The following is a 14,627-nucleotide window of genomic DNA, read 5'->3' as shown; positions in this document are numbered from 1 at the left end:
TACTTTACATTCGAAAAGATCAATCAACGTCTCCCGGTATCGCATTTTAATCTGATTTTTACTCTGCGGATTGGAAACCGGGAAAAAACTAAAATAGCACCTTTAAGTAGATTAGTTGTATTCTCCGGCTTGTTAGCTACTTAACTCAGGTGAGTAGATATTTCAAAAACGGTAACAAACGAATGTCTTTAGCTTTTACACTCATTGGTATTTTAGCACTGATTGTGCTTATTTCTATCGTGCGGTTAAACACCTTTCTTGCTTTTCTAGCCGTAACTGTGGGTGTTGGTTTAGCGCTTGGACTTCCTGCTCTGACCATTGTTGATTCCATCCAAAAAGGCATCGGAGGCACATTGGGCTCAATAACGGCTATCATCGCATTAGGGGCGATGCTGGGCAAACTTGTTGCACAAAGCGGCGCTGCTGAACGAATTGCTTTTAAACTCATGGAATTGGTCGGGACTTCCAATGCACGGTGGGCATTTATGTTAACCGGGTTTATTGTTGGTTTACCTCTATTCTATTCCGTTGGATTTATGTTGCTGACGCCGGTGGTTATCACTGTGGCATATCGTTACAAGTTGCCTGCACTGTACATTGGTTTGCCGATGTTGGCATCGCTATCGGTTACACAGGGATATCTGCCGCCTCATCCGGCTCCGCTGGCGATTCTAAAACAATTCAACGCATCGATGGGTACGACGCTTTTTTATGGAATCATCATTGCTATACCGGCGATACTAATATCAGGAGCACTTTTCGGGTCGACGCTGAAAAAGTATAAAAATCTACCCAACCCGGCATTCATCGCACCGGAGATGAACCACGATAAAATGCCATCGACTACCACAAGTTTCCTGACGCTCCTGTTTCCACTGATCCTGATTGGCACAAGTGCGGTAGTAACCCCGTTTTTAACGGGTTCGTGGTTAAAAGAGACCTTACTTTTCATTGGAGAACCTATCATCAGCATGTTTCTGGCCGTAATTCTGGCTTCTTTTACGCTCGGTTTGCGACAGGGAAAGTCTATGCCGGAAGTGACCAATTTACTAACTGACGCCATTAAGGACGTAGCCATGCTTTTTCTGATCTTTGGCGGAGCGGGTGCTTTCAAACAGGTGCTTACGGATGGGGGAGTGAGCCAGTCCATCGCTGATATGATGGAACATTCCACATTGCATCCTTACGTCCTTGGCTGGGGAATGGCAGCGCTTATCCGGATTTGTGTGGGATCGTCAACTGTATCAGGTATTACCACTGCCGGTTTTGTGGCTCCGTTACTTATTTCGACCGGTGTAGATCCCAACCTGATGGTGCTTAGTATTGGTGCCGGAAGCATGATGTTTTCGCATGTCAATGACACAGGTTTCTGGCTTTTTCGGGAATATTTCCAGATTTCAATGACGGATACTTTAAAGACCTGGTCGATTATGGAGACATTGGTTTCGGTAACAGGATTGGCTGGTGTGATGGTGCTGCATTGGTTGCTGAGTTGAAAAAGGGTTCACACAGATTAAGATGAGTTTAACGTAGAGTGGCATTCCCGGTCTGCGCGACCCGGTCTGCGCGACCCTGTCTGCGCGACGCGGTCTACGCGACCCGGTCTGCGCGACTCGGTCTGAACAGCGCAGCTGGGCTGAACGATAGCCTTAATAAAATGCCCGGCCTTTCCTACGAGCCGAACCTGAACCCAACTGTCAGGTTTGCACGTACTCTGATCACATTATAGGTAAATCCCATTTCTTTACTCGGACCCCAGTTACATGAAGTATTAAAATCAATGTACCCATTTTTGAATAATCTCTGTTGCACCCCTATCAGTGGCCCTGCTCCCAAATAATTTCTATTTACTTTGAACGTGTATTCTGGTGTCCAAACGTCTATATGGGTATCATATATGCTCTCGGCTATGTGACTGCTTCTGTAAATCGCATATTCCAGGTTGATACCCGAATAAAAACCCGATAATCCATTACCACCTTTACCTTTTCTTTGCTGCGCTTTCTGAGTAAAATAGTACCGGGGCTGGATGGAATAAAGTTGTGACGCTTCTTTAGACCTGGTATCCCTTGCAAACCAACCCTGATGCCAGTCATTAGAGAAATATCCGTACAAATAATTGCCGGCCTTCTGAAGATTAAGATTGTATTGAAAATTCAGGGACAGCGGGGATTTTCCCAATGCGAGTTCATAAGCAATACCAATGCCTAATGTCTTTTGGAATTGTCCAAACTTAATATCCGGAATCTGAACTTTCCAATGCTGCTTTGTTTTTAGGTCGCACCGGATCAATTGGCAAATTGAAGGATTTGATGTCTTTTTCCAATCCCCGATTGCAAATCCAAAACTAACCTCTGTGAAAATGCCCCAGCCTGCTGACAGAGTCTGCTGTGCGATGGGAAGCCCTTTACGCAGTCCGATGTTGAAATCTATAAAGCCGGAATTTAGGAATCTCCGTTGAAATCCCATTCTCAATCCCAATGCCCTCATATTGGTTTTACTATTCAAATAAATATATTCAGCGGCAAGATAATTTCCGGAGAAATTGTTTGCGCTTTTTCCAGCCATTATCCTCTTTTTCATATCGTAATACCAGCGAAGCTGGCCATTGACGGATATATTCTCAATAATCCAGGTTTTTGGAATCGCATTTCCAAATAGTGGCATCTGACCAGAAATGGCAATAGAATAAGCAGGTAAAAACTTAAATTCATATCCAATTTGAAGATTAGAATTCTTGAAGCCCTTATCGTTGTATAATGCAAAAGGCCTGGACTGAATATATTGTGAGAGGCCGACTTTCAACATATGCCTGGTCGGGACTTTGGTCATAAAAATGTTTTCATATCTGTCTATGAAACGGACAGGTGGTAGTGAGTCAATTTCTTCTTTAAAAACTATTGCAGTACTATCCTGGCAAATTGCTTTTAAACTGCAGGTAAGGAGCAATAACAGCAGGAAATTTATTTTCATATGGGATAAAAACATTTATAAATTACTATTGGGAAACTGATCGGTCACAATTGAAGTGAAGGCCAAAAGTTCGCTGTATATATTAGACCTAAACACGAATTCTTATGTATTGCTATCGGCCGTCAGCATTCGGCTATCAAATTGAAGCATGGAAGGAGATTTTTGATGATTGCCGATTGCCGATAGCAATACTATCTTACAATTAATTCGTGAAAAGGTCGGTTATTCATTAACAAAATCTTTGCCTGATTTTTCGTGATTCAATTAGCACGCTCACAGAATTGTCTTAAAGAGGCAGATTCATAGGGAAAAGGTTGTACGGTTTATTATTTTTTTCTAAAAATGATCTGTCTGAAAGCTTTTACACAATCAGAACGGTAACAAAAAAGAGATATTGGGTAATCAGGCTTAATACCAAAGTCGCTTTCGCTGGATTGAATTCAAACAAATATGCGTGTGGTTATCAAATTTAATGTAGGAATAACGAAATCAACATATCTTCGATTTTACTGAATTGTCTTCCTGTTAAAACTGGCAGCTATTGAGCATCCAAAATTTTTTGCCTGACCTGTAACTTAGGCAAAATACCTCCGTATGTTTGCCATTTACTAAGTATAATTAAAGGTGGAAAAAATGAGTGAAAACTTGACGGACTTCTCAAAACACATTTTCATTATCGGTAATGGCGTAATTGCAAAAGCGCTGGCCGTGGCGCTGACCATTCATGGGAGAAAGGTTACTATTTTACGCGGCAGCGTTGAAGAACAGGATGTTTATCAGCAAAATATTGAAGTACAAGCCGATGACATTACCTTCCAGGCTGATGTAACGATCAGTTCAATAAGTCATTATGAAAAACTGGACGGGATTATACTGTTAACCAACAAATCATTTGGAAATCCGGGTCTGGCGGAAAAACTTATATCAAAAACAAATCATTCGCCAATTGTTTTTCTTCAAAACGGATTGCAAATTGAGAATAGCTTTACAGACAAAGATTATACCCAACTTTACCGGTGTGTACTAATGGCTACCAGCCAATCCATTACAGAAAACAAAGTAAGGTTTAAACCGGTAGCTTCATCGCCGGTTGGGATTATCAAGGGTTCCTCAATCACTCTCGACAAAATTGTTGAAGAAATCAGTACGGATATTTTTTCTTTCCGTTCCGAAGCGGACATACAGACTTTAATCTGGAAAAAAGTGATTAGCAATTGTGTTTTTAATTCCATTTGCCCATTACTTGAAACCGATAACGGAATATTTCACCGGAATGGAGCGGCACTGGAAATGGCAAAAAAAGTGATTGGAGAGTGTATTGAGATTGCCGAAGAAAACAGTATTCATTTAACCATGGATAGTCTTGTACAAAATGTACTTAACCTGAGCAAAATGTCAGATGGACAGAAAATATCAACTTACCAGGATATATTAAATAAACGAGAAACGGAAATAGAAACACTGAACCTTGCTATAGCTCGAATTGCAAGCGTAAACAACCGGATAAATGTTCCGGTAACAGCTTTACTGGGTGAACTGATAAAAATTAAATCTGAAATATCCAGATCACAGATCAACGGGTGATCCATAAATATTAACAAGTGTTATTCATCTACACATTGGTTCACACAATAATATTTGATGTTAAATTTTCAAACATGTAGTATTTCGGCTTGAAAGTTCGTATATATGTGTAATATTAATACATATAGTTTAAGGAATAATTTATTTTTCAAAAAAACTAATAGTATAAATTCGACGTTGCGTTAATGCTAACATTCAGTATGAAACCCAGGGACACATGCTGATCTATTAGAGAATATCCGGTTGAAATCCTGTATCTGCTTCTGTTTAAGTTAATTCAATTGCCTGTCTGATTATTGCATCCCTGGTTCCTCCGTTCGTTGCTAATATAAAATATGATACACTTACCCATTGCTATTAAAGAAAATTCAAGGATTAATGCATTGCATCAGTATCATATTCTGGATACTATTGAGGAGGAAGATTATGACCGGCTGACCAGGCTTGCCGCTTTGATTTGTAATGTACCCATGTCCTCCATCACACTGATAGATGAAAACAGGCAGTGGATCAAATCAAAAACCGGCATTAAAAATACCGAGACAGAAAAAAACGATGCGATTTGCCTGCACACTATAAAACAAGCATCCGTCCTTATGATTGAGGATACTTTGCTCGACAAAAGATTCAGCAATAAAATATATGTAAAACAGGCACCTTTCATCCGTTTTTATGCAGGATATCCACTCATTGATCCCGCCGGACATTGTCTGGGAACGATTTGTGTTTTGGATACCAAGCCCCAGAAGCTTAATGAATATCAGATAGAGTCGCTTAAACTGCTGGCTCAGCAGGTCATGTCGTTGATTATCGGACATAAAAAACGTCAGGATATTGTCAGTCTGGAAAAGTTATTTTTGTTATCCAATGACCTGATTTGCATTCTGGACAGGGACGGGTATTTTAAAAAAATAAACCAGGCTTTTGTTAAATTACTTGGGTCGGAAGAGGAGTTTTTACTCAAAACACCGCTTTGGCAACACATCCATGCAGACGATCTCCAAAAATCGCGTATTAAATTCGAAAAAGTTTTGTCCGGAGAATCTACAGCTAAACTTGAACACAGGTTTCGCTGTAAAAATGGGGAATATATCAATCTGCAATGGGCACCAACACTTGAGGCAGAAACCGGTAATATCCTTTCGATAGGAAGGAATGTGACTAATGACAAAATTGAAGAAGAAAAATTAAGGTTCAGTGAGGAAAAATTCAGATCCATTTTTGAAAACTCCCAGGGCCTGATCTACACGCATGATATGGCAGGCAGGTTTTTGACTATTAACAGTGTCGGATCTGCATTTCTTGGCTATAGTGTTGACCAGATACTGAACCTGAGATTGTCAGATCTGATGCCTGCACGTCACCTACAGGTATTTAACAGGTATTTGTTCAAAATTAAAATAGAGGGCAAATCAAGCGGGTTGATGACCACAGTGGATGCAAACGGTATTGAAAGGATCTGGAACTATCAAAATATAGTTGTCAAAAACCAGGCGGGCTTAGATTATGTCGTGGGAAACTGCATGGATGTAACCAAAAACCAGCAGCTTACAAGGAACCTGGTCAGGACACAGGAGATGCTTTTGCAGACTAACCAGATGGCCCGTGTAGGCAGTTGGGAAATTGATTTCGAAAACCATGTGACAAACTGGTCGGATATGACCAAACAAATCCATCAGCTTCCTCCTGATTATCAGCCCAGTATGAAAAGAGGCTTTCAATTCTTCAAAGAGGGGGAAAGCCGTAATCAGATCACCGAAGCAACACAGACGGCGATTTCAGAAGGAAAAAGCTTTGACCTTGATTTGGAGCTGGTAACGGAAAAAGGCAAGGATCTTTGGGTACGTGTCATTGGCGTTGCAATTTTCAGAGCTGGTAAAATACAAAGACTTTATGGTGCACTTCAGGACATCGACGCCAAGAAAAAATCTGAACAGGAACTGATTGGTGAGCGGGCACGCTTACTGGCTTTTGTAAAACATGCACCGGCAGCAGTTGCGATGTTTGATATGGAAATCAGGTACATGGCTGTCAGCAACAGGTGGCTGGAAGAATATGATCTGGAGGGACAAAATATTATTGGCTTGTCGCATTACGAATTATTTCCGCATGTAACACAGCACTGGCACGACATACACCAGGATTGCCTGAATGGGGCGGTTGTAAAGGAAGAGGAAGTATTATGGAGGCCACATGGCCAGGACCACGACCAGTATCTTAAATACGAAGTAAGGCCGTGGTACCGCTCGGAAGGAAAGGTTGGCGGGATCATGATGTTTACCCAGGATATAACGGAATCCACACTAAAAAAAGAAGAACTCAGGCAGGCTAAAAACCATGCGGAACTTGCCAATTCAGCTAAGTCGGAGTTTTTGGCCAATATGAGCCATGAAATCCGCACACCATTAAATGGCATTATCGGTTTTACGGACCTGATGCTGGAAACAAACCTGGACGAAAACCAAAAGCAATATTTGGGAATTGTAAACGAATCGGCCAATACATTGCTGGGAGTAATTTCTGACATACTTGATTTTTCTAAAATTGAAGCTGGTAAGCTCGAATTAAATATCCGGAAATGTGACCTTAAAGAAATACTTACAGCATCCGTTAATATCATCTCATTTCCGGTACAGAAAAAGGGATTGGAAATGCTGCTTAATATTCCGGCAGATCTGCCCAGGTTTGTGTGGCTGGATGAAATCCGGCTGAAACAGGTGCTGATAAACCTGCTGGGAAATGCAGCCAAGTTTACTTCATCCGGTGAAATCGAGCTGACAGTTGAAATTCTGGAATATAACCCGTTGATCAGCAATGAAATTACCTGCCGTTTTAAAGTCCGCGATACGGGAATTGGTATCCTGCAGGAAAACCATTTGAATATTTTTGAGGCATTTTTACAGGGAGACAGCTCTACGACCAAAAAATACGGAGGCAGCGGCCTTGGATTGACTATTTCTAATAAGCTGCTTCAAATCATGGGCAGCCGCATGGAGCTGGAAAGTACGCCGGGTGTGGAAAGTATATTCTATTTTGACCTGAAAATGCGTTCCGAAGAAGGGCCACAGGAAACTGTGTGGAAAAATACAGGGAGCATCAAAAAAGTTTTAATTGTTGACGATAATGCGAACAACCGATTGTTACTTGAAAAGATGCTCCGGCATTTAAATATAGATTCCGATCAGGCGGAAAATGGGTTTGTTGCATTGCAGGTACTCTATGAAAAACCTGATTATGATATTATCCTGATGGACCACAATATGCCGGACATGGACGGGCTGGAAACGATCAGGAAAATATGGGAGATATTTCCGGAGGGTGCTAAACAACCGAAGATTGTACTGCTGAGCAGCCTGATCGATGATGTCACGATCATAGAAAATTATGATCTTTTAAATATTGCAAACCGGTTAGCAAAGCCAATTAAACTAAATGATTTTACGCAGTGTTTGTCACAGCTTGCACAAAAATTAGAAGCTGCGGGCCAGCTCCCTCCAAAAAATCAGGATATAATTAACAAGCAGGAACCTGTAATTCTGATTGCAGAGGATAATCCGGTTAACATGTTTTTAGCCAAAACGATGATTAAAAAAATGGCACCATTCGCTATTTTAATTGAAGCGGAAAATGGAAAAAAAGCGGTTGAATATTGTCAGGACCAGATGCCAAAGCTGATTTTTATGGATATTCAAATGCCTGAAATGAATGGTTATGAAGCAACCAAAGCAATCAGGCTGTTACCGACTGGAAGTGAAGTAGTTATTGTGGCGCTCACGGCAGGAAACCTGGTTGGGGACAGGGACAAAGCTATTGATTCCGGTATGGATGAGTTTATTTCCAAACCTTTTACCATGGCTGATATCCGGCAGGTGTTTAACCAGTTTTCTATTATAACGATAGTTTAGCCTTAATTATCCCGCCAGTAGATCTGTTCTTTTTAACTATTGTGAGTAACACTATTTGATTTAACCTGTAATTTATTTATTGTTTAAAATTCAGGAAATCTGTCTTACATCCAGGCCAAACGTATTTTGTACTGAATTGAACCAATCTTCATCATCAACTGCGTTAAAATCAATCCATTGCTCATCAGTCAAAGAAGCCCGCCATCCAAGAAACGGACTGGCATCAGGCCCGACAGGATGGCGCAATTGCCAGGATTGTCCATTGGCTATTTCTAGAATTTTTTCTGCGACAAGCGATGGTGGTACCGGGTTTTTTAATGAAGCTTCAAAAAGGCTTCCAAACCTGTTTACCTGAGGATAGCTGGATCCTTTTTCAGCCTTTACCTTATGTGCCATTTCAGTATTTATTATACCAGGCTGCACAATCATTACTCTGATATTAAATGGTTTAAGTTCCTGTGCCAAAGCCTCACTCATGCTTTCAAGAGCAAATTTGCTTGCCGAATAAGCACTCAGGGGTGAATTAGCGATTTGCCCCGCAACAGATGAAATATTAATAATACAACCGCTCTGACTGGTACGCATTTGCGGTATCACAGCTTTTATACAGCGGAGAACACCGAAATAATTCGTTTCCATTACAGCCCTGAAATCGGCCAGGCCTAATTCTTCAATGGAGCCGTGACGCTCCGTACCTGCATTGTTTACCAACACATCCACCGTGCCACTTTCCTGATAAATCACATTAAAACTTTGCCTGACTGATTCATCTGAATCAACATCCATCTGAATAATTACAATGGGCAATGATTCTTTTTGAATGATTTCCTTTAATGCAGTTGCTCCGTCAGGATTACGCATTGCAGCGAAAACTTTGTAGCCAGCTCGGGCAAAAGCCAGGGCGGTTTCCATGCCAATTCCTTTACTGGTTCCGGTTATAATTGCTGTTTTCATAATATTCCATTAACAATGAGTTTATTAGAATACGCTTTCCGAAGTTATCATCAGTTATATTTCCAAAGCCATATTTTTTGCAGCAGATTCGTTCTTCTTCTTTTATATCTTTCCGTTCATGACCCGTCTGACAAAGGTTTCTTTTACTAAATTTTTACTACTGGATAATCAGAACAAATTCCGGAAAAGATTTTTCATATCTAATTCAAGAAATCCAATTTTTATAACTATAACATTTTTAAATATAATTAAATAGTTAAATAAGTTTCGCATTTAATTGGAATACTTATCCAACGGTTAAAGATTTTTTGTGTTCATATACCAATATATTAGCCGTTTTAAATAACAGCTTATACTATCCGTGGCCTCCTTCAATTTTAATTAATATTATTGGAAATCTTCCGCCATATTTCCTGACTGGCCGTTGAAAGATTTAGGAAAAGCAAATCATTTTGTTTGTCCATCTCAACAAGCCATTGCTCTGCTAACTTCGAATTATCCGGACTGGCAGCTATCCACTTTTCTACTTTATGTTTCTTGTCGGTACTGCAACCATCTGAAAAATACATGGTCAATAACTCTTTGGTTACCTCGTTTGCCATATTTTATTTACTTAATTCGCAAATTTGAATCAATCTGTATTGTTGAAATGTGTTTTTTGTAATTACAGACCAATTGGAGAGGGCCGTGAGTGGGGTTAAATCTTACAAATATTTTAACCACCAAAATGAATGGGTCTGTTTGAAGTTTCCATACCAGCGGCAGGCAAAATACATCGCAAAAATTAGTATGCCCCATACTAAATAGGCCCGCAATAAATTCGGTTCATAAGCCTTTGGCCACGTTTCCTGAGACGAAAAGAACAGGTTGACCGGGTAACCGAATTTCAGGGACATCCACAGCATGGCACTGGCATTAATAAGCGGGATATGTAACAGGTAAAAGAATAAAGGCACTTTACCAAATACCAAAAAGAAATCTAAAATACGGCTACGGACATTCTCAAAAAATGCCAGCAATAAACAGGCGCCTCCAAGCGTCACACTCAGATAGAGCAGTGATGGAGGATATTTGCTGATACTAATGAATGAAAAGACGGTGTAGATCAAACCTCTGTCCGACACAAACCATGGCTTTGCATCACCATACAGATTGGTAGCCCTTAACAGGATAAAAAACAAAAGCAGCCCGGCACCGGAAAACAGAAGCTTACGTTTTCGGGATTCGGGTGTTTCCGAGTACCAGGGGCCAATTAAATATCCCGCGACCATGACCGCAACCCATGGCAGTAATGGATATACGGCGAATAAAGGAGGCAAACCGTTACCAATAGTTAAGAACATTGCTGGCCTGTGCATGAATATCCAGCCAAGGGTATCGGCGCTTACTTTTTCAGGCTCAATGTACACGAGCAACTGATGGCCAGCAATAACGAGTATAGAAAAAGAGATTAAAAACCATCGCGGTAACCAAATAAGCCCGGCCAGGCAGATCATGGACCAGCCTATAACCCAGATGACCTGTAAGAAGAGTAAATTATAATTGAACTGCCAGGAAAACCCGACCACCGCCAGTTCCAGGAAAATCATCCATAATCCGCGAGTGAGCAAAAAAGTGCTTACAGATTTTCTGTCCGGTTGTTTATTCTGGTAAAGAAAAGCGCTGATACCAGTAAGGAAAATGAAAGTTGGTGCACAAAAATGAGTCACCCAGCGCGTAAGAAACAAAGGTACAGTAGTCTGGGCAATGTCATCGGGGCGGAACGGTGTGCCACTCCAGAAATCCCGCACATGGTCCAGCGCCATCAGGATGATGATCAACCCGCGCAGTGCATCAATGGAAGTAAGCCTGGCCGGTTTTACCGCCAGACCGGTTGGTGCAAACGGGTTTTGTAATTCATTTTGCATTGTTGATATCAGGAGTGTTTAAGCTATGCTTATTTTAGAGTAATAAAGCAATATTGTTCTTGTGTTTTGCAAGAACAAATATACTAAATAGTTGTTGTGAAATGCAAGAAGATATTTTTATTAATGATTGCAGTTAGTCTGAATCAGATAGTCCTTTGGAAGAAAATAAATCAGAATGAAGTAAACAGTACTTCGTTCCGTACTATCCCAAAAACAAAAACTTAATTGAGGATCTGCTTTTTAAACAGAACAGGAGTGATACCAACCTCCTTTTTGAAGAGTCGGGAGAAATAGGATAAATTTTCAAATCCCAGGGCATATGCAATTTCTGAAACCGTTTTATTATCCGATATAAGCTGGTTTTTAGCTTCTGAAATCAAGTAAATATGTATGTGTTCAAGAGCCGTTTTTCCACTTTCCTGTTTTAAGACATCCGTTAAATAACCTGCCGAAATATTCAGCTTTTCGGCCATATATTGAACAGACGGAAGGCCTTTACTCGCTAAAAATCCATTGGATACGTACTGATCCATTTCCGATATGAATTTGCTGACCGTTTTTCCGGAGATTTCGGAACGGTTAATAAATTGCCTTTTGTAAAAACGCTGAGCATATTTCAGCATCGTATCAATATTTGCCAGAATGATCTCACGGCTGTATTCATCCTGGTTATTGTTGTATTCGTTCTCAATTTTTCGGTATAAATCCCAGACAGTCGCTTCTTCCTTCGGGGAAAGGTGTAGCGCCTCATTGGTTTCATAATCGAAGTAATGGTACTTTTTTATTTCACTGTGCAAATTATGGCCATTTAAAAAATCTTCATGAATAAAGACCAGAAACCCATCTTCATCCAAATGAAGATTTTTCATCTCAATGATTTGTCTTGGTTTGACAAACATCATTGAACCGCAATCGTGATCATACTTGGTGCGGCCGTAAAGTATTACACCCGATTTAAGCTTTTTGAAACCGATCATATAAAAATCACTCGTAAACTCCCGTCCCCCAAGCGAGCAATTGTTATTACACTGATAGATACTGAATAACGGGTTTTCATTGGGAGGAAATCCGTTCTCTTTGTGCAATTCGCTCAGGCTTTTGTAATGTTTCATATTCGTTTTATGTCAATATATGAATGCAACACAATCTGCGTCAATTAGTTTGCAGATTGTGTTGCTGTGTTAAAATTACCTGGCCTGATCAGTGGCCATGTGCCTCCGTAGAAACTTCTTTCCATGCCTCAAACTCGGCCATACGCTCACTGTAAACCTGTTTTACTCCCGGATATGCCATCTTACCCAATAAAAAATGAAGAGGAGGATTCTCAGCATCAATTAATTGCAGCACGGCGTTGGTAGTCGATTCGGGTTTGCCCCAGGTATCCGGAGTCGCACCGTCAGAAAAGGCTTTTTTGATCGGAGCATACACTTCGTTCGGTTCTGTCTGGAAAGCGGAGGCACCAGACCAGTCTGTTGAAAAACCGTTAGGTTCGATCAGACTTACTTTGATACCGAAGCTTTTTACCTCACTTGCCAGCGTTTCACTCAGACCATTAACAGCATATTTTGAGGCGTTATAAATTCCCAAAACAGGAAGGGTTACCAATCCCAAAAAGCTTGAAACCTGAATAATATGCCCGCTTTCCTGTGCTCTCATCACAGGAATAACAGCCTGTGTAACCCAAAGAAGCCCAAAAAAGTTGGTTTCCATTTGAGCACGTGCCTGTTGTTCGGTCGTTTCTTCAATAGCACCAAATAACCCGAACCCTGCGTTATTGATCAGTACATCAATACGCCCAAAATAGGCGTTGGCTTTATTTACTGCGGCAAAGCAGGCATCCCTGTCGTTCACATCAAGCTGGATTGGAAGAATGGAATCGCCATATTCTTCGATCAGGTCATTTAAGTTTTCTACATTTCTGGCAGTTGCAGCAACCTTATCGCCACGTTCTAATAGTGCTTTTGCCCAAAGTTTACCAAAACCACGGGAAGCACCGGTAATTAAAATTATTTTTGACATGATATTCTGTTTTTTTAATACACTGCAAAGGTATTGCCGGCACCCGCTGCGCATTTAATACAAAATCCGGGATCCTTGACACATATCAGGGATTCAGAAAAATCACAAAATAGATTTATAAACTGCCAATTTCGCTCAGGTTTGTTGTCACCGGTTTTCCGGCAAGTTTTCCCTGCTAAAATGCTTCAAATCCCGGTTCCTTGCGTGTTTGGAGTAATGTCGCTGCGGACAAAGCTTTCATTTCTTCAGGATATTGGGTCAGGATTGGAATCCCGGCCATCAAAATTACTTTTGAATCTTCCATAACGGATTGGCTATTTGTTAATTGGATATAAACAAATCTTTTTTCCTGGTAATAAAATCAAACATTCCGATCGGCTTTTGCCCTGTAATTTTTTCGATCAGGTCATTTGTTCCGGAAAACAAGCCTTCCCGACAATCCCGCGCAACAGCAGTAACATGCTGAATGTGATAATCCGAGCGTTTATCTTTTAAGTATTTTGCAAATTCAGGGATCTCCATCGGCTCATAAGTAATCTTGCGGCCAAGCACATCGCTCAGGATACCGGCCACTTCGTATTGGGTCAGCTCAACCGGCCCGAAAAGTGGATAAGTTTGTCCCGCGTGCTTTTCAGGATCTGTCAATATAGCAGCAATCACATTTCCCTGATCTTCCGCAGTAACAGGTGCGTATTTTGCGTTGCCGAATGGCAGCGTGAGACGATCGTTTTCCCTGATCTCTTTTGCAAAATAGGTGGTCCATTCCGCGAAAAACGTGGGCCTGATATGTGTCACTGGTATACCGGACCGGTCAAATATACGTTCGGCAATCCAGTGGTTTTGCGCAGCGTTACTTTTGGATATTCTCCTTGCAGATATCTGTGACATATTCAGAATATGCCCTACTTTTTGTTCAATTGCTGCCTGCGCAAAGAACGCTGTTGACTCAATAATTCCATCTACCGTTATGGGATAAACGTAATACGCTGCCGAGATATCTTTTAAAGCTTTACTTACATCGTCTAAAACGGATATGTCGCCCTGCACTACTTCAACGCCTCTTTTTTCAAGATCTTCTGAACGGCTGTCGATTTTATGGACCATAGCCCTTACCGGAACTCCAAGTTCCAGTAATTTATTGATTGCATTCCTTCCGGTAGAACCAGTGGCTCCCGTTACTAAAACTTTCTTTTCCATGATCTTATTTAATAAAGTATGATTCGGATCTCCATTTTTTCTAAAACAATTCCTACTTGTTTTTCACAAGTAAGAACTGATTAGTTTG

11 protein-coding genes are annotated in these 14,627 nt (G+C 40.8%); 3 read left to right on the top strand and 8 right to left on the bottom strand.

Going from position 1 to position 14,627, the window contains the following annotated elements; all coding sequences use genetic code 11:
- Positions 1–182: 182 nt before the first annotated feature.
- Complete coding sequence (locus KZC02_RS04385) at positions 183–1,496, top strand: gluconate:H+ symporter (protein ID WP_221393003.1); 1,314 nt, start codon at positions 183–185, stop codon at positions 1,494–1,496.
- Between the two features lie 175 nt (positions 1,497–1,671).
- Here KZC02_RS04385 and KZC02_RS04380 read toward each other — a convergent pair whose 3' ends face one another.
- Positions 1,672–2,973 carry a hypothetical protein gene (locus KZC02_RS04380; protein WP_221393002.1) on the bottom strand — a complete coding sequence of 434 codons (1,302 nt, stop codon included), beginning with the start codon at positions 2,971–2,973 and terminating at the stop codon, positions 1,672–1,674.
- Positions 2,974–3,606: 633 nt separating this feature from the next.
- On the opposite strand from KZC02_RS04380, the gene KZC02_RS04375 reads away from it, so the two are divergent.
- Together KZC02_RS04375 and KZC02_RS04370 are read left to right on the top strand one after the other, a co-directional pair.
- Positions 3,607–4,557, top strand: a complete 951-nt coding sequence (locus tag KZC02_RS04375) for a ketopantoate reductase family protein (protein ID WP_221393001.1) — start codon at positions 3,607–3,609, stop codon at positions 4,555–4,557.
- A 335-nt stretch (positions 4,558–4,892) separates the two neighbouring features.
- On the top strand, positions 4,893–8,462 hold the full coding sequence (locus tag KZC02_RS04370) for a response regulator (RefSeq protein WP_221393000.1): 3,570 nt from the start codon (positions 4,893–4,895) through the stop codon (positions 8,460–8,462).
- 90 nt (positions 8,463–8,552) lie between these two features.
- Here KZC02_RS04370 and KZC02_RS04365 read toward each other — a convergent pair whose 3' ends face one another.
- The 7 genes from KZC02_RS04365 to KZC02_RS04340 form a co-directional block, all read right to left on the bottom strand.
- A complete protein-coding gene (locus KZC02_RS04365) occupies positions 8,553–9,416 on the bottom strand; it encodes an SDR family oxidoreductase (RefSeq protein WP_221392999.1) in 864 nt (287 codons plus the stop codon).
- A 377-nt stretch (positions 9,417–9,793) separates the two neighbouring features.
- On the bottom strand, positions 9,794–10,018 hold the full coding sequence (locus KZC02_RS04360; protein ID WP_221392998.1) for a hypothetical protein: 225 nt from the start codon (positions 10,016–10,018) through the stop codon (positions 9,794–9,796).
- A gap of 102 nt (positions 10,019–10,120) precedes the next feature.
- The gene (locus tag KZC02_RS04355; protein WP_221392997.1) at positions 10,121–11,323 is read right to left on the bottom strand and encodes a DUF1624 domain-containing protein; all 1,203 of its coding nucleotides are present in this window, start codon (positions 11,321–11,323) and stop codon (positions 10,121–10,123) included.
- A 221-nt stretch (positions 11,324–11,544) separates the two neighbouring features.
- Entirely contained in the window at positions 11,545–12,435 is an 891-nt protein-coding gene (locus KZC02_RS04350; RefSeq protein WP_221392996.1) for an AraC family transcriptional regulator, read from the bottom strand.
- A gap of 88 nt (positions 12,436–12,523) precedes the next feature.
- Positions 12,524–13,342 (bottom strand): SDR family NAD(P)-dependent oxidoreductase, encoded by an 819-nt coding sequence (locus KZC02_RS04345; protein ID WP_221392995.1) that lies wholly within the window; start codon positions 13,340–13,342, stop codon positions 12,524–12,526.
- A 175-nt stretch (positions 13,343–13,517) separates the two neighbouring features.
- The gene (locus KZC02_RS32430; RefSeq protein WP_255637253.1) at positions 13,518–13,646 is read right to left on the bottom strand and encodes a hypothetical protein; all 129 of its coding nucleotides are present in this window, start codon (positions 13,644–13,646) and stop codon (positions 13,518–13,520) included.
- Between the two features lie 17 nt (positions 13,647–13,663).
- Positions 13,664–14,539, bottom strand: a complete 876-nt coding sequence (locus tag KZC02_RS04340) for an NmrA family NAD(P)-binding protein (RefSeq protein ID WP_221392994.1) — start codon at positions 14,537–14,539, stop codon at positions 13,664–13,666.
- Between the last annotated feature and the right edge of the window lie 88 nt (positions 14,540–14,627).

Source organism: Dyadobacter sp. NIV53 (assembly GCF_019711195.1).
In the GTDB taxonomy this organism is placed as follows: domain Bacteria; phylum Bacteroidota; class Bacteroidia; order Cytophagales; family Spirosomataceae; genus Dyadobacter.
Note: the sequence above shows the minus strand (reverse complement) of the source record. Positions and strands in the feature narration are given on the sequence as shown.